This is a genomic window from Salinarimonas ramus, from assembly GCF_014645695.1.
Taxonomy (GTDB): Bacteria; Pseudomonadota; Alphaproteobacteria; order Rhizobiales; family Beijerinckiaceae; genus Salinarimonas; species Salinarimonas ramus.
In genome coordinates, this window is record NZ_BMMF01000016.1 from 26679 (window position 1) to 41025 (window position 14347).

Annotated in this window: 15 protein-coding genes; 12 read left to right on the forward strand and 3 right to left on the reverse strand. The window is 71.4% G+C overall.

Going from position 1 to position 14347, the window contains the following annotated elements; translation table 11 throughout:
- Positions 1–68 precede the first annotated feature (68 nt).
- Positions 69–419: an ArsR/SmtB family transcription factor gene (locus IEX89_RS21905; RefSeq protein ID WP_244645643.1), complete on the forward strand. Its 351-nt coding sequence runs from the start codon at positions 69–71 to the stop codon at positions 417–419.
- A 4-nt stretch (positions 420–423) separates the two neighbouring features.
- Here the strand turns inward: IEX89_RS21905 and kynA are convergent, their stop codons facing one another.
- Entirely contained in the window at positions 424–1242 is an 819-nt protein-coding gene (gene kynA, locus IEX89_RS21910; RefSeq protein WP_188915416.1) for a tryptophan 2,3-dioxygenase, read from the reverse strand.
- Positions 1243–1331: 89 nt separating this feature from the next.
- On the opposite strand from kynA, the gene IEX89_RS21915 reads away from it, so the two are divergent.
- On the forward strand, positions 1332–2501 hold the full coding sequence (locus IEX89_RS21915; protein ID WP_188915417.1) for an aminotransferase class V-fold PLP-dependent enzyme: 1170 nt from the start codon (positions 1332–1334) through the stop codon (positions 2499–2501).
- 64 nt (positions 2502–2565) lie between these two features.
- Here IEX89_RS21915 and dnaA read toward each other — a convergent pair whose 3' ends face one another.
- Positions 2566–4035 (reverse strand): chromosomal replication initiator protein DnaA, encoded by a 1470-nt coding sequence (gene dnaA, locus IEX89_RS21920; RefSeq protein WP_188915418.1) that lies wholly within the window; start codon positions 4033–4035, stop codon positions 2566–2568.
- 1070 nt (positions 4036–5105) lie between these two features.
- Entirely contained in the window at positions 5106–5384 is a 279-nt protein-coding gene (gene rpsT / locus IEX89_RS21925) for a 30S ribosomal protein S20 (protein ID WP_188915419.1), read from the reverse strand.
- A 349-nt stretch (positions 5385–5733) separates the two neighbouring features.
- Between rpsT and rsfS the strand changes: the two genes are divergently transcribed.
- The 10 genes from rsfS to IEX89_RS21975 all read left to right on the forward strand — a co-directional run bounded on the left by rsfS (position 5734) and on the right by IEX89_RS21975 (position 14340).
- Entirely contained in the window at positions 5734–6153 is a 420-nt protein-coding gene (gene rsfS, locus IEX89_RS21930) for a ribosome silencing factor (protein ID WP_188915420.1), read from the forward strand.
- 6 nt (positions 6154–6159) lie between these two features.
- The gene (gene rlmH, locus IEX89_RS21935) at positions 6160–6648 is read left to right on the forward strand and encodes a 23S rRNA (pseudouridine(1915)-N(3))-methyltransferase RlmH (RefSeq protein WP_188915421.1); all 489 of its coding nucleotides are present in this window, start codon (positions 6160–6162) and stop codon (positions 6646–6648) included.
- Between the two features lie 2 nt (positions 6649–6650).
- Positions 6651–8081, forward strand: a complete 1431-nt coding sequence (locus tag IEX89_RS21940; protein ID WP_244645644.1) for a murein hydrolase activator EnvC family protein — start codon at positions 6651–6653, stop codon at positions 8079–8081.
- Positions 8081–9406, forward strand: a complete 1326-nt coding sequence (locus IEX89_RS21945) for a S41 family peptidase (protein WP_188915422.1) — start codon at positions 8081–8083, stop codon at positions 9404–9406. Before IEX89_RS21940 ends, IEX89_RS21945 begins: the two co-directional genes overlap by 1 nt.
- 136 nt (positions 9407–9542) lie before the next feature.
- Positions 9543–10802 carry a divergent polysaccharide deacetylase family protein gene (locus tag IEX89_RS21950; protein WP_244645645.1) on the forward strand — a complete coding sequence of 420 codons (1260 nt, stop codon included), beginning with the start codon at positions 9543–9545 and terminating at the stop codon, positions 10800–10802.
- Between the two features lie 6 nt (positions 10803–10808).
- Positions 10809–11327, forward strand: a complete 519-nt coding sequence (locus tag IEX89_RS21955) for an RNA pyrophosphohydrolase (protein ID WP_188915424.1) — start codon at positions 10809–10811, stop codon at positions 11325–11327.
- Positions 11328–11400: 73 nt separating this feature from the next.
- Entirely contained in the window at positions 11401–11808 is a 408-nt protein-coding gene (gene hisE, locus IEX89_RS21960; RefSeq protein WP_188915425.1) for a phosphoribosyl-ATP diphosphatase, read from the forward strand.
- A gap of 25 nt (positions 11809–11833) precedes the next feature.
- Positions 11834–13228: a chromate efflux transporter gene (chrA, locus tag IEX89_RS21965; protein WP_188915426.1), complete on the forward strand. Its 1395-nt coding sequence runs from the start codon at positions 11834–11836 to the stop codon at positions 13226–13228.
- A 78-nt stretch (positions 13229–13306) separates the two neighbouring features.
- Positions 13307–13468: a hypothetical protein gene (locus IEX89_RS21970; RefSeq protein ID WP_188915427.1), complete on the forward strand. Its 162-nt coding sequence runs from the start codon at positions 13307–13309 to the stop codon at positions 13466–13468.
- Positions 13469–13755: 287 nt separating this feature from the next.
- On the forward strand, positions 13756–14340 hold the full coding sequence (locus IEX89_RS21975; RefSeq protein WP_188915428.1) for a GcrA family cell cycle regulator: 585 nt from the start codon (positions 13756–13758) through the stop codon (positions 14338–14340).
- Positions 14341–14347: the final 7 nt, after the last annotated feature.

A 14347-nucleotide genomic window follows, 5' to 3' on the forward strand; every position in this document is an offset into this window, starting at 1 on the left:
TCGCCGGAAAAGACGGCTATATACGTGGGACCGATGTTCGAATGCCGCGCGAGCCGAAGGGCGCCTCGATGACTGCCGCCGCACCGATCCTGGATCATGCCGACCCTACGGCCATCGACGTCGACGAGCTCCTCGCCAACGCCCGTCAGGCGAGCGAATTCCTCAAGGCGCTCTCGCACGAGACGCGGCTCATCATCTTGTGCGTCCTCATCGAGGGCGAGAAGTCGGTGACGGAGCTCGAGGCCATGCTGAACATGCGCCAGCCCGCCGTCTCCCAGCAGCTCGCGCGCCTGCGCGCCGACGACCTCGTGGCCAGCCGCCGGGACGGCAAGAACATCTACTATTCCCTCGCCCGCCCCGAGGTGATCGAGATCATCGGCGCCCTTCAGCGCACCTTCTGCCCGCCCGCGCGACCCTGATCTCTCAAAGCTTCGTGCGCAGCTGCCACAGCTCGGGGAAGAACGGCTTCTCGAGCACGCTCTTCAGGTACGACACGCCGGCGGAGCCGCCGGTGCCGCGGCGGAAGCCGATGATGCGCTCCACCGTCGTCACGTGCCGGAAGCGCCATTGGCGCATGAGATCCTCGAGATCGACCAGCTCCTCGGCGAGTTCGTAGAGGTCGAAGAACGCCTCCGAGCGGCGATAGACCTCCTCCCAGACGCTCTCGAGCTCCGGGTCGTATTCGTGGCGCTTGGTTACGTCGCGGGTCAGCCGGTCGGCGGGAACGGGCAGGCCGCGGCGGGCGAGGAGGCGGATCGCCTCGTCGTAGATCGAGGGCGCCTCGAAGGCGGCGCGCAGCGGGTCGTGGCGGGCTGGATCGTGGGCGTGCGGCTCGAGCATGCCCTCCGCCTTGGCGCCGAGCTTGAACTCGATCATCCGATACTGGAAGGACTGGAAGCCCGAGGACGCGCCGAGCCGCTCGCGGAAGGCGAGGTAGTCCGCGGGCGTCATCGTGGAGAGCACGTCCCAGGCGCTCACCAGCTGCTCCTGGATGCGCCCGCAGCGCGCGAGCGCCTTGAAGGCTTGGCGCAGGCGATCGCCGCGCACCGCCGAGATCGCCGCGTCGAGCTCGTGGATGAAGAGCTTCATCCACAATTCCTGCACCTGGTGGATGGCGATGAAGAGCGGCTCGTCGTGCTCCGCGGACAAAGGGTGCTGGGCGGCCAGCAGCGTATCGAGCCCCAGATAGTCGCCGTAGGACATGTCGTTGGAGAAGTCGGTCTTGACGCCGTCGTCCGCCATGGGAGGCTCCTGTCGCGGGATTGGTTCAAGCTTGAAATATCGCGCGCCGCGGCACAAGCTCGAACCCGATGAGAGGACGTGAAGATCCCATGCTCGACCTGCGCCACCATTTCTCCCGCTATCGCGACGCCGCCCCGCAGCGCCTGCACCTCGCCGCCCACAGCCACCACTACTGGCCGGACGTGACGCGCGAGGCCCAGCTCGTCGCCTGGGACGACGCCGCGCGGCTCGCCGACCGCAAATGGGGCCACGTGCTGGGCCCGGTCTGGCAGGCGGCGCAGGGCCACGTGGCGCGGGTGCTCGGGCTGCCGGATGCCGGCAGCGTCGTCTTCGGGCAGAACACGTTCGAGTTCTGGCTGCGGCTGTTCTCCTGCATGCCGACGGACCGCCCGACGCGGGTGCTGGCGACGGACGGGGAGTTCCATTCCTTCAACCGTTACTCACGCCGCCTCGCCGAGGACCGGCTGATCGATCTCGTCACCGTGCCGGTCGAGCCCTTCGCCACGTTCGAGGCGCGCTTCTCGGAGGCGGCGGCGCGCGGGGGCTGGGACATCGTGCTCTTCAGCCAGGTGCTGTTCGGCTCGGGCTACGTCATCGCGAACATGGAGCGGCTCGTCGACGCCGTGCCCGATCGCGAAACCTTCGTCGTGATCGACGGCTATCACGGCTTCCTCGCGATGCCGACGGATCTCTCCCGCCTGGCGAGCCGGGTCTTCTACATGTCCGGCGGCTACAAGTACGTCATGAGCGGGGAGGGCGTCGCCTTCATGCATTGCCCGCCGGGCTGGGGCGAGCGGCCGCGGGCGACCGGCTGGTATGCCGCCTTCGGCGCGCTGACCGCGCGGCAGGAAGGGCAGGTCGCTTATGCCGAGGACGGCTTTCGCTTCATGGGCGCGACCTTCGACCCGACGGCCTTCTATCGCTTCGACGCGGTCATGCGCTGGCTCGACGGGCTCGGCATCGGCGCGGCCGAGGTGCATGCCCATGCGCATGCCTGCCAGCGCGACTTCGTCGCCGGCCTCGAGGCGGAAGGGGCGGGGCTGACCCGCGCCGATCTCGTGGTGGGGCTCGACGAGCCGAACCGGGCGAACTTCCTCGCCTTCCGGAGGCCGGACGCGGCGGCGCTCCACGAGCGCCTGATGGCGGCGGACATCGTCACGGACGTGCGCGCGGACGTGCTGCGCTTCGGCTTCGGGCTCTACCACGCCCAGGTCGAGATGGGAGAGGCCGCGCGCCGCGTCGCCGCAGCCCTGCGCTGAGGTACGCGGGGCGCGCGAGAGACAGGAACGGCCCGCTCCTCGCTTCCCGGAGCGGGCGTGCGTCTCACTCCTGGAGCATGCGCTTGAGGAGCTCGACCTCCTCGCCGAGCGTCGTGTCCTCGCCGATGGCCTTCTCGATCTTGCGCACGGCGTGGAGCACCGTCGTGTGGTCGCGCCCGCCGAAGCGGCGACCGATCTCGGGCAGCGAGCGCAGCGTCAGCGTCTTCGACAGATACATGGCGATCTGGCGGGGGCGCACCACGGCGGCCGTGCGGCGCTCGGAGAGGATGTCGGAGCGCGAGACGTTGTAGCGCGAGGCGACGAGCTTCTGGATCTCCTCGATCTTGACGCGCTTGGGCTCGCGGTTCTTGACGAGGTCGCGGATCGCGGTCTCGGCGGTCTCGAGCGTCACCGCGGTCCCGGTGAGCGTCGCGTGCGCGAGCAGCCGGTTCACGGCGCCTTCGAGATCGCGGCCGTTCGTCGTGATCTGGCGGGCGACCCAGGCGATGACGTCGGGGGCGACGTCGAAGGTGGGATGCGTCTGGCGCACGGCGGCGATGCGCGCGCCGAGGATCGCGTGGCGCAGATCCTCGTCGAGATTGCCCACCTCGACGACCAGGCCACCGGCGAGACGCGAGCGGGCGCGCTCGTCTAAGCTCTCGAGATCCGCCGGCGGACGGTCCGCGGCGATGACGACCTGGCGCCCGGCGTCGATGAGGGCGTTGAGCGTGTGGCCGAATTCCTGCTGGATCGTGCGGCCCTGGATGAACTGCACGTCGTCGATGATCAGGAGGTCGATGCCGCGCAGCCGCTCCTTGAAGGCGAGCGCCGTCTGCGCCTTGAGGGCGGACACGAAGCCGTACATGAAGCGGTCGGCGGTGAGGTAGATGACGCGCTTGCCCTGCGCCCGCGCCCCGTGGCCGATGGCGTGGAGGAGATGCGTCTTGCCGAGCCCCACGCCCGCATGGAGGTAGAGCGGGTTGTAGAGCGCCGGCCCGTCGTGGCGCGCCACCCGGTCGCCCGCCGCGTGCGCGAGGGCGTTGGAGCGCCCGACGACGAAGCTCTCGAAGGTCAGGCGCGGATCGAGGGGCGCGCCGGCGATGTCGCTCTCGGCGCCGGCGGTCGCGGGCGTCGCCGTGGCGACGGGGGTCGGCGTGCTCGGCGCCTCGCGGCGCGGCGCGGCGTCGGCGCGCGCGGCCGGCATCGGCTCGGTGCGCCGCACGGCGTCGCGCGTCGTCGTCCCGCGCACGAAGAGGGCGATGCGCTCGACGCCGCGCTCCTCGGCCCGATAGATGTCGAGGACGCGATCGAGATAATGCGCCTCGATCCAGCTCTTGAGGAAGCGGGTGGGAACGGTCAGGCGGGCGCAGCCGTCGCCGAGCGTGTCGAGCTCGAGGCGCGCGAACCAGGAGGTGAAGACGTCCTCGCCGAGCTCGGCGCGCAGCCGCCGCCGGACGCGCGCCCAGGTCTCCTTCGCGACGTTCTCGTCCGAGAGGTTCGCGGGGGACGTGTCCTCGCCGGCGGCGTCCTCCATCACGACGTCCTTCCCGGCGATATCGCCTCCCGCTGCGCGCGCAGCCCCGGCCGATCCCCGATCGGCGATGCCCCTCGACGACGTGCCCGGTAGGCCGCCCGCACCGGAGCCGGACCGGACGGCCGCGCCGCCGCAGTCCAAGGCCGCTGCGAGTGCCTTCGCGCGCTCTTCGCCCCCGTGAAACATCGTCGCCCTCCTTCTCGCACCTTCGACGCATCGCCCGCCGCCGCTGGTCGATGTCGCCCGCCCCGTAAAGTAAAGCTCGTCTCGCCGAACGGAAAACCGTTCGGCTGCCTCGACCGCCGCCGAGGCATTCAGAAGTCTTCGCGATGTGCGATCTTGTCCGGGTCGGGCTACAGAGCGGACGTGCGGGTCCCGTCGAGCGTCGTCATCGGTCGCAGTTTTTCTTTGTTGCCGACGACGAACACCGCGAGACCCCCCGCTCCTGAGGCTGAACCCTGGATTTCTGAAGAGTTACTTCGAAGAGCCCCCCGAAGTCCTGAGACCTTACACAGGCCCTCCGGGGGGTGCAACAGAAAGGAATCTCGCGAGGGGGCTTGACGGGCCCCGCGGGCGCCGGACGTGGCCTTCGCGCAGGGGTAAGTCGCTGTAGCTCTTAACGTTTTACTTACCTTCGGAACCCGTCTCGCCCGGTTCCGGAGCGCCCCTGGCGCATTGTGAAACGTCGCCGCCACCGCCTTCTGATCGCCACGATTCCGTGGCCTTTTCTGCTTTGCCCCCTAAGATATTGAGCTTTAAAGAGTTTATCTGCGCGGTCCGGAGGAGCCGCGGCAAGTCTAGAGGCAAGTGTTCCACCCGAAATCGGACCCCGAGAGTCAAGCAGAACGTTAGACGAACTGCAAGTGGACGTACATTTCGCGAGGCGCCGTGTCGAGCCGTCCGCAGCGACTCATGAAGTCGCGCTAAGTGCTCGCAAGACCGTCGGCCACGCCCCTGCGGGCGCGCCGTGAGCCCGCCCCAGGAACGCCGAAGCCCGGCACGAGGCCGGGCTTGCGAGACGTCCAGGTCGGAAGGCGAGGTCGTCCGCCGGCTTTCGCCGGCGCGCGGCGTCAGGCGCTCGCGCGGGCCTCGAGCGCCTTCACGCGCTTGGCGAGGCGGGAGACCTTGCGGGCCGCCGTGTTCTTGTGCGTGACGCCCTTCTGAGCGCTGCGCATGATGATCGGCTCCGCCACGGCGAAGGCGCTGCGCGCGGTCGTCGCGTCGCCGCTGCCGAGGGCCTCCTCGACCTTGCGGATGAAGGTACGCATGCGCGAGCGACGCATGCGGTTGATCGCCGTGCGACGGGCGATCTTGCGCGTCATCTTCTTGGCCGAGGGCGTATTGGCCATGGCTGGTAGAACCCCGTTCAGATGCGCCGACCGGCGAGGCCTGGTGGCCCACGCAGCGGGGATCGGCTGATGTCTCAGGAACCCATGGGCGACCCACCGCGATACCGGCGCGCGCCCGTGAAGCCGGGTGTATAGTCGCGCGCGGGCCCGCCGTCAACGCCTCATCGACGCTGCCGTCGGCCGAGCCTCCCATGCGCCGTCGGGCACGGCACGCGCTGGCGATTCGAGTCCATATATATAGGGGCGAGCCTGCTCGCGCGAGACGCACGAGATCGACGTTGAAATTCGCGCGCGGCGAGCGCATCTTGGAGGCGGCGGTAAATCGTGCCGTCGCAAGCGCAGAGAGGACATGACGCTGGCTCAAGTGTCTCCGCGTGAAGCGGAAACCGCGCCGCTTCACGCCCGTCCCGAGGCGGATGCCTCGCCCGACGGGGAAATCCTGTCCCTGGCCAAGACGTGTCTCGACGACATGAAGGCCGAGGAGGTGGTCGAGATCGATCTCGTCGGCAAGACGTCGGTCGCGGACGCCATGCTCGTGGCCACGGGCCGCTCGGACCGGCACGTCAACGCGATCGCCGACCGCATCATCCAGACGCTCAAGGACAACGGCCACGGCACCCCGCGTGTCGAGGGCATGCCCGTGTGCGACTGGGTGCTGATCGATGCCGGCGACGTCATCGTGCACGTGTTCCGCCCCGAGGTCCGCTCCTTCTACAATCTCGAGAAGATGTGGGGCGCGGATCGGCCGGCCGAGCGGATCGACGGCTGAGAGGCCGTGCGGCTCGCGCTCGTCGCGATCGGCCGGCTGAAGGCCGGCCCCGAACGGGCGCTCGTGGATCGCTACGTCGAGCGCGCCCGCGCGCTCGCCCGTCCGCTCGGCTTCTCCGGCCCCGATCTCGTCGAGATCGCGGAATCGAAGGCACGCCGTGAGGCGGACCGCAAGGCCGAGGAGGCCGCCGCGCTCGCGGCGAAGCTGCCCGACGGGGCGCTCGTCGTCCTCGACGAGCGCGGCCGAAGCCTCGACAGCCCGACCTTCGCCAGCCGGCTCGGCGGCTTTCGTGACGCGGGGCGCGGCGCCGCGACCTTCGTGATCGGCGGACCCGACGGGCTCGACGAGACGCTGCGTGCGCGGGCGGACCTCGTCCTCTCCTTCGGCGGGCTCACCATCCCCCACCAGATCGTGCGCGCGCTCGTCGCCGAGCAGACCTATCGCGCGCTCACCATCCTCTCCGGGCACCCGTACCACCGCGGCGGCGAGACCTGATCATGCGCGAGCTCCTCATCATGCGCGCGCCGCTCTTCGTGCGCGAGCTCCCGGCGACCAGCCCGAGCCGCCTCGCCCGCGCCGCGCTCCTCGCCGGCGCGATCGTTCTCTTCGGAGGCAACGTCCCCGCCGCTGCGCAGCAGCCCGAGGCGCCGGCCGCGAGCGATGGCGGCGAGGTCGATCCGGCGGCGCTCGAGAGCGAGGCGCAGGACACCCAAGCCGTGCGCGACGCCCGCGCGGCGGAGCTCGAGGCCCTGCGCTCGGCCCTCGACGAGGCGGCGGCGCAGCGCCGCGCGCTCGACGAGGAGATCGCCCGCCTCGCCGACGATCGCGCGCGGCTCGCGCAGGCCCTCATCGACACGACGGCCCGCATCCGCGGGCTCGAGACGCGCGCGGGCGAGCTCGAGGAGCGCCTGAGCGTGCTGCTCGGCTCGGAGGCCGCGATCCGCCGCTCGCTGGAGAGCCGGCGCGACGTCATCGTCGAGGTGCTCGCCGCGCTCCAGCGGATGGGTCGGCGCCCGCCCCCCGCCGTGCTGGTGCGGCCGGAGGACATCCTGGCGGCCGTGCGCACGTCCATGCTGCTCGGCTCCGTCGTGCCGGAGCTGCGCGCCGAGACGGAGGCGCTCGCGCTCGATCTCGAGGAGCTGGTTCGCCTGCGCGAGGCGATCGCCACCGACCGCGCGACGCTCGCCGCGGAGCTCGAGGCGCTCGCCTCCGAACGTACCCGGCTGACCGCGCTGGTGGAGGCGCGCCAGGCGCGGCTCGCCGCCGCGCGGGAGAACGCCGCGGCGGAGCGCGCGCGCACCGCCTCGCTCGCCCGCGAGGCCGCCACCCTCGAAGATTTGATCGCCGGGATGGAGCGCGAGATCGCCGCCGCTCGCGACGCAGCATCGGCGGCGCGCGCGGCGAGCGAGGCGCGCCTCGCCGAGACGCGGGCGCGCTTCGAGGCCGCGGCGTTCCGCGATCCCGCCCGTCTTTCCCCCGCGATTCCGTTCGACGAGGCCCGCGGAGCGCTGCCGCGACCCGTCTCGGGAGAGACGCTGCGCGCATTCGGCGCACCCGACGGGTATGGCGGGCGCACGCAGGGAATCTCACTTTCGACAAGACCCGGTGAGATCGTCACGGCACCGGCGGACGGGTGGGTCGCCTTCGCGGGGCCGTTCCGCTCCTTCGAGCGTCTCTTGATCATCAATGCGGGCGAGGGATACTATCTCTTGCTGGCAGGGATGGAGACGATCACGGTGGAGGTCGGCCAGTTCGTGCTCGCGGGAGAGCCCGTGGGGACGATGGGCGCGGGAGGTGCGCTCTCGCCGATCGCCGGTGCGTTGGAGACGTCGGACCCCGTCCTGTACGTCGAGTTGAAGAAGGACGGCGGGTCGATCGACCCCTCACCCTGGTGGCAGGAAACCGAAGGCCAAGAGGTTCGCGGATAATGCGCAAGCTTTCACTTCTGATGATCGGCGCGGCGATGGGCGCCGGCGCGGCGACCGTGGCGTCGCAGCCGCAGCTCCTCACGGGCACGAGCGCGATCGCGGCCTCGGCGGAGACCTACCGTCAGCTCAGCCTCTTCGGCGACGTGTTCGAGAAGGTGCGCACCGACTACGTCGAGGCGCCCGAGGACGCGGCCCTGATCGAGTCCGCGATCAACGGCATGCTCACCTCGCTCGATCCCCATTCGAGCTATCTCGACCCCAAGAGCTTCCGCGACATGCAGGTGCAGACCCGCGGCGAGTTCGGCGGGCTCGGCATCGAGGTCACGATGGAGGACGGCTTCGTCAAGGTCGTCACCCCCATCGACGAGACGCCCGCGGCCCAGGCCGGCGTGCTCGCCAACGATCTCATCACCCACATCGACGGCGAGGAGGTCCAGGGCCTCACGCTCAACCAGGCGGTCGACCGCATGCGCGGCCCCGTCAATTCCGCCGTGGAGCTGCGCATCCGCCGCGGCGAGGGCGCCGAGCCGATCACGGTCTCGATCACCCGCGACATCATCCGCATTCGTCCGGTCCGCTGGCGGGTCGAGGACGACGTCGGCTACGTCCGCATCACCCAGTTCAACGAGCAGACCTACCCGAACCTCGAGCGCGCGCTGGGCGAGCTCACCGACGAGATCGGCGAGGAGCGGCTCAGGGGCTTCGTGCTCGACCTGCGCAACAATCCCGGCGGCCTGCTCGACCAGGCGATCGACGTGTCCGACGCCTTCCTCGACCGGGGAGAGATCGTCTCGACCCGCGGCCGCAACGCCAGCGAGACCCAGCGCTACACCGCGCGGTCCGGCGATCTGACGAACGGCAAGCCGGTCGTCGTGCTCGTCAACGGCGGCTCGGCCTCGGCGTCCGAGATCGTGGCGGGGGCGCTGCAGGATCACGAGCGCGCCACCGTGCTCGGCACCCGGTCCTTCGGCAAGGGCTCGGTCCAGACGATCATCCCGCTCGGCGGCTCGGGCGCGCTGCGCCTCACCACCGCGCGGTACTACACGCCCGAAGGCACCTCGATCCAGGCGCGCGGCATCGAGCCGAACATCGTCGTCCTGCAGAACGTGCCGGAGGAGCTCCAGGGCCGCGACACGGTCGAAGGCGAGGCGGGCCTGCGCGGTCACCTCTCCAACGGCGAGGAGGAGCGCACCGCCTCCTCCGCCTACGTGCCGCCGGACCCGGCCGACGACACGCAGATCGCCGCCGCCCTCGCGCTCCTGCGCGGCGAGCGGGTCGATTCCGCCTCGCGCGGCGCTCCGCAGAGCGAGACCGTCCCGAACTGAGGACCGCCCTCGGTCCAGACGTGAGCGTCCGGGCGGGTTTCGCCCGCCAGTGACGGGCATGCACTCGACGGCCCGCTTCCGATGCTCGACATTGGAGGCGGGCCGATCTGATTCGGCGACAGCGGAGACGCGGCACGTGGCGAGCGCGTCCGACGACGACCTGACGAAACCGCTCGGCGCCGAGACTCGCGCCCGCGCGCCCTCGTTCCTGTCGCGCCTGCCGCTCGGGCGCATCGCGTCCGGCGTCGCCATGGCGGCCGCCGCGGCCGTCGGCGCTTATCTCGCGCTGGCGGACGATCCCTTCGGCGGAGAGCCGCACGCGCTCGTCGAGATCCGCGATGCCGCGCCGGAGACGGCGACGGCCCCGGTGGCCGGGGCGGAGCCCTCGGCCTCCCCGCAGAGCGGCCTCGCCCTGATCCAGGACCTCTCGCGCTCGGGGCCCGGCGCCACGGCGGCCGAGATCGAGCGCGCCTCGGGCGTGTCGGTGACGCGCCCCGGCGGCGCGAGCGAGCCCGGCGCCCTCATCATCCGCGTGCCTCCGAGCGAGGGCACGGCGCCCGCTCCCGACGGCGGCGGCATGGGCGGCCTCGCGCCGGCGCCCGACCCGCGCCTCGTCGAGCGCACGCGCTACGGTCTCCTGCCCCGCATCGGCGAGGACGGCGCGACGCCCGCGCGGGTCTACGCCCGCCCGCCGTCTCCGATGACGATGAGCGAGACCGCACGCGTCGCCATCCTGGTCACCGGGCTCGGCATCAGCCAGTCCGGCACGATGCGCGCCATGGACATGCTGCCTCCCGACGTCAGCCTCGCCTTCGCGCCCTATGGCGGCGATCTCGACCAGCACGTCGCCGCCGCGCGCGCCGACGGGCACGAGATCTTCCTGCAGGTGCCGATGGAGCCCTTCGACTACCCGCAGAGCGACCCGGGCCCGCACACGCTCACCAGCGAGGCCTCCGACGAGGACAATCGCGATCGCCTGCACTGGGTGATGGGGCGCTTCACCGGCTATGTCGGCATCGTCAACTTCATGGGCGCCAAGCTGACCGCGGACGCCGACGCGATGCGCCCCATCCTCGGCGAGATCGGCGCGCGCGGCCTCGCCTATGTCGACGACGGCACCTCCTCGCGCACGCGCGGGCCGGCGCTCGCCGCCGACCTCGGCCTGCCCGTGGCGCTCGGCGATCTCGTCCTCGACACCACGCCCGACCCGGAGCGCATCGACGCCGCCCTCGCGCGCCTCGAGCGCCTCGCCCGCGAGCGCGGGCTCGCCGTCGCCACCGCGAGCGCGCTGCCGATGACGGTCGAGCGCATCGCCGCCTGGGCCGCGGACGCCGAGCGGCGCGGCGTGCGTCTCGTCCCGGTCTCCGCCGCCCTCGCCACGTCCACCGGAGGATGATCGCCCGTGTCGGAAGAAGTCCCCGAGAAGCCGCCCTACCGCCCCTGCGTCGGCGTCGTCCTGTTCAATCGCGAGGGCCTCGTCTTCGTGGGCAAGCGCATCCCGGATTCCGGCCCGGAGCACGTCGAGGGACCTCACGTCTGGCAGATGCCGCAGGGCGGCATCGATCCCGGCGAGGAGCCGCTCGCGGCGGCGACGCGCGAGCTGCACGAGGAGACGAACGTGAGGAGCGTCACGCTCCTCGCCCAGGCGTCGGATTGGTACGCCTACGACCTGCCGAGCACGGTCGCGTCGCAGGCCTGGAAGGGCAAGTGGCGCGGCCAGACGCAGATGTGGTTCGCCTTCCGCTTCGAGGGCGACGACAGCGAGATCGACATCGCGAGCCCCGCCGGCCACGAGCCGGAATTCGAGGCCTGGCGCTGGGAGCGGCTGGAGCGCCTGCCCGAGCTGATCATCCCCTTCAAGCGCCCGGTCTACGAACGCGTCGTCGCCGAATTCGCACGTTTTTCCGGCGTGCCGGCGTGAGACGGCGTAGCGGCGGCGGGTGGTCGCGGGCCGCCGTCATCGCGGCGTCACGCGAATGTCTCATGCGGGACCGATGAGCGATTCCATCGACCGTCTGCACCGCGCGATCCTCGCCGCCCGCGACGAGGACGTCGCCACCTCGAAGACCGCGCGCCTCCTCGCCGCCGGGCTGCCCAAGATGGGCAAGAAGCTCGCCGAGGAGGCCGTCGAGACCGCGCTCGACGCGCAGACGGGCGACAAGGCCCGCATCGTCGCGGAGAGCGCCGATCTCCTGTATCACCTGTGCGTCCTGTGGGCCGCGACGGGGATCGAGCCGTCGGCGATCTGGGAGGAGATGGAGCGGCGCGAGCGGCTCTACGGGATCGCGGCCAAGGTGCCCAAGAGCGACCAGAAGGCCGGGCGCCGCGAGGCCCGCGCCGACGCGTCCGGCGATCCCGCGCCTGCGCATCTCTCCGGCCTGCCGCCGCATCGCCCGCGCTGACCGGCGCCATCGAGAGGCCCGCACCATGCCCGACACGGCTCCCGATCACGCCCCGGCGGCGCGCGCGCATCCGAGCCTCGCGGAGGCGTTCGGCGTCTGGGCGCGGGTGGCCGCTCTGTCCTTCGGCGGCCCGGCGGGGCAGATCGCGGTGATGCACCGCATCGTCGTCGAGGAGAAGCGCTGGGTGTCGGAGGCGCGCTTCCTGCACGCGCTGAACTATTGCATGCTGCTTCCCGGCCCCGAGGCGCAGCAGCTCGCGACCTATCTCGGCTGGCTCACCCATCGCACGCTCGGCGGCGCCATGGCGGGGCTGCTGTTCATCCTCCCCGGCGCCGTCTCGATCATGGCGCTGTCGATCGTCTACGCGCTCTACGGCGACGTCGGCTTCGTCGAAGCGTTGTTCTTCGGCCTCAAGGCGGCGGTGCTCGCGATCGTGCTGCAGGCGCTGGTGCGCCTCTCGGGACGTGCCTTGCGCAACGGCGCCATGACGGCGCTCGCGGCCGCGGCCTTCGTCGGCATCTTCTTCTTCGGCGTGCCGTTTCCCGTCATCGTGATCGGCGCGGGCCTGATCGGCTTTCTCGCGGCGCGCGCGGGCAACCCGTCCTTCCTGCCCGCGCCCAAGCCGGAGAACGCGGCGGGCGACGCCGCGGGCGCCTTCCTCGTGGGCGACGACCTGCCGCCGCACGCGAAGCCGACCCGCGCCGCGACGCTGACGGTCGCCTCCGTATGCCTGGCGCTCTGGCTCGCCCCCGTCCTCGCGCTCGTTCTCGCGCTCGGGCCGGGAGACACCTACACGCAGATCGCGCTGTTCTTCTCGCAGATGGCGATGGTGACCTTCGGGGGCGCCTACGCGGTCCTCGCCTATGTCGCCCAGCAGGCGGTGGAGGCGTACGGCTGGCTCGCGCCCGGCGAGATGCTCGACGGGCTCGGCATGGCTGAGACGACGCCGGGGCCGCTGATCATGGTCCTGCAATACGTGGGCTTCCTCGCGGCCTTCCGCGATCCCGGCATGCTCGATCCGGTGCTCGCGGGCGTCCTCGGTGGGCTCCTCGCCACCTGGGTGACCTTCGCGCCCTGCTTCTTGTGGATCTTCCTCGGCGCGCCCTTCATCGAGCGGCTGCGCGAGAACCGCCCGCTGGCGGGCGCGCTCTCGGCGATCACGGCGGCGGTAGTGGGGGTGATCCTCAACCTCGCCCTCTGGTTCTCGATCCACGTCCTCTTCCGCGAGACGCTGCCCGTCACCGCCTACTGGCTCGACGTCGACGCGCCCGTCCTCGCGAGCCTCGATCCGTGGGCGGCGCTGCTCTCCGCGGGAGCGCTCCTCGCCGTCTTCGTCGCCAAGGCGGGCATGCTCGCGGTCCTCGCCGGCGCGGCGCTCGCCGGCATCGCGCTCCACCTCGCGGGGCTGGTCGCAACCTGAAGCGAAGCTGAACGGCGCGTTCGGGAACGGTTCCGGTGCGCTGCCCTACAAGGGCCTCCGTCACGCCGGAGGTCCGCCATGTTCAAGCGTCCGCTCGCCCTCGCCGCCGCCACCCTCTACGTCACGATGGTGATCGGCCTCGCGGGCGGCATCGGCGTCATGGCGTCCGGCGCGCCGACGCCCCACGAGACCGCGGGACACGAGGTCGGTTTCGCGCTCATCATGATGCTCAACAAGTGAGGGCGCGCGCGCCGCGCTCGGCGTGCCTCCCGCGCCCTGAGTCGGATCGCCGCATCTCGCGCCGTCGCACGTGCTTTGCCTGGGGAAAACGGCCGGCCGTCCACAGCGGGCGGGGAGGGCGACTCTTGCGCGCGAGTCGACGCATCTAGTACGTTCGCCTGTGTCGAACACGACATCTGGTGCGGCAAATCTCTATACCATCTGCGCGCGACGGGAACGCGGTCGAGCAATCGATCGTCCGCGAGCGAAGACGGATTCCGCGAATCAGCGTCCGCGAGGAGGCGGCGATGACCGATGCAACCCTGACCTGGACCGACGAGCGCGTCGAGCGTCTGAAGACGCTCTGGCAGGAGGGTCGCAGCGCGAGCGCCATCGCCGCCGAGCTCGGCGGGGTGTCGCGCAACGCGGTCATCGGCAAGGTCCATCGTCTCGGCCTGTCGGGCCGCGGCAAGGCGCCGGAGAAGCCGGCGCCCGCGCGTCCGCGGCCGAAGCAGGCCCCCGCCGCCGCGGCGGCCGAGGAGGCGGCGCCCGTCGCGGCGCCGCAGCCTTCGCGGCCCATCACCGTCGGCGCCAACGCGCTCGCCGCGGCCCTCGAGCCGCAGCCGGCCCGCGCCGAGGCCGCGCCGCTGGCGCAGCCGCGCCCGGCGCCGCAGCCCGCCGGCGAGATCGTGGTGCCGCTCTCCGAGCGCGTGACCATCATGGACCTGCGCGAGAGCATGTGCCGCTGGCCCATGGGCGATCCGAGCTCGCCCGACTTCCGCTTCTGCGGCGCGCGCTCGCTGACCGGCATGCCCTATTGCACGCATCACGCGCAGATCGCCTACCAGCCCTCCGCCGACCGCCGGCGCGACCGCAAGGCGTTGGCGGGCTGAACGTCGC

What these genes read in the sequence shown, in the direction of transcription:
- IEX89_RS21905 (WP_244645643.1), top strand. Translation starts at nt 69, where the DNA reads ATGACTGCCGCCGCACCGATCCTGGATCATGCCGACCCTACGGCCATC.
- kynA (WP_188915416.1), bottom strand. Translation starts at nt 1,242, where the DNA reads ATGGCGGACGACGGCGTCAAGACCGACTTCTCCAACGACATGTCCTAC.
- IEX89_RS21915 (WP_188915417.1), top strand. Translation starts at nt 1,332, where the DNA reads ATGCTCGACCTGCGCCACCATTTCTCCCGCTATCGCGACGCCGCCCCG.
- dnaA (WP_188915418.1), bottom strand. Translation starts at nt 4,035, where the DNA reads ATGGAGGACGCCGCCGGCGAGGACACGTCCCCCGCGAACCTCTCGGAC.
- rpsT (WP_188915419.1), bottom strand. Translation starts at nt 5,384, where the DNA reads ATGGCCAATACGCCCTCGGCCAAGAAGATGACGCGCAAGATCGCCCGT.
- rsfS (WP_188915420.1), top strand. Translation starts at nt 5,734, where the DNA reads ATGACGCTGGCTCAAGTGTCTCCGCGTGAAGCGGAAACCGCGCCGCTT.
- IEX89_RS21940 (WP_244645644.1), top strand. Translation starts at nt 6,651, where the DNA reads ATGCGCGAGCTCCTCATCATGCGCGCGCCGCTCTTCGTGCGCGAGCTC.
- IEX89_RS21945 (WP_188915422.1), top strand. Translation starts at nt 8,081, where the DNA reads ATGCGCAAGCTTTCACTTCTGATGATCGGCGCGGCGATGGGCGCCGGC.
- hisE (WP_188915425.1), top strand. Translation starts at nt 11,401, where the DNA reads ATGAGCGATTCCATCGACCGTCTGCACCGCGCGATCCTCGCCGCCCGC.
- chrA (WP_188915426.1), top strand. Translation starts at nt 11,834, where the DNA reads ATGCCCGACACGGCTCCCGATCACGCCCCGGCGGCGCGCGCGCATCCG.
- IEX89_RS21970 (WP_188915427.1), top strand. Translation starts at nt 13,307, where the DNA reads ATGTTCAAGCGTCCGCTCGCCCTCGCCGCCGCCACCCTCTACGTCACG.
- IEX89_RS21975 (WP_188915428.1), top strand. Translation starts at nt 13,756, where the DNA reads ATGACCGATGCAACCCTGACCTGGACCGACGAGCGCGTCGAGCGTCTG.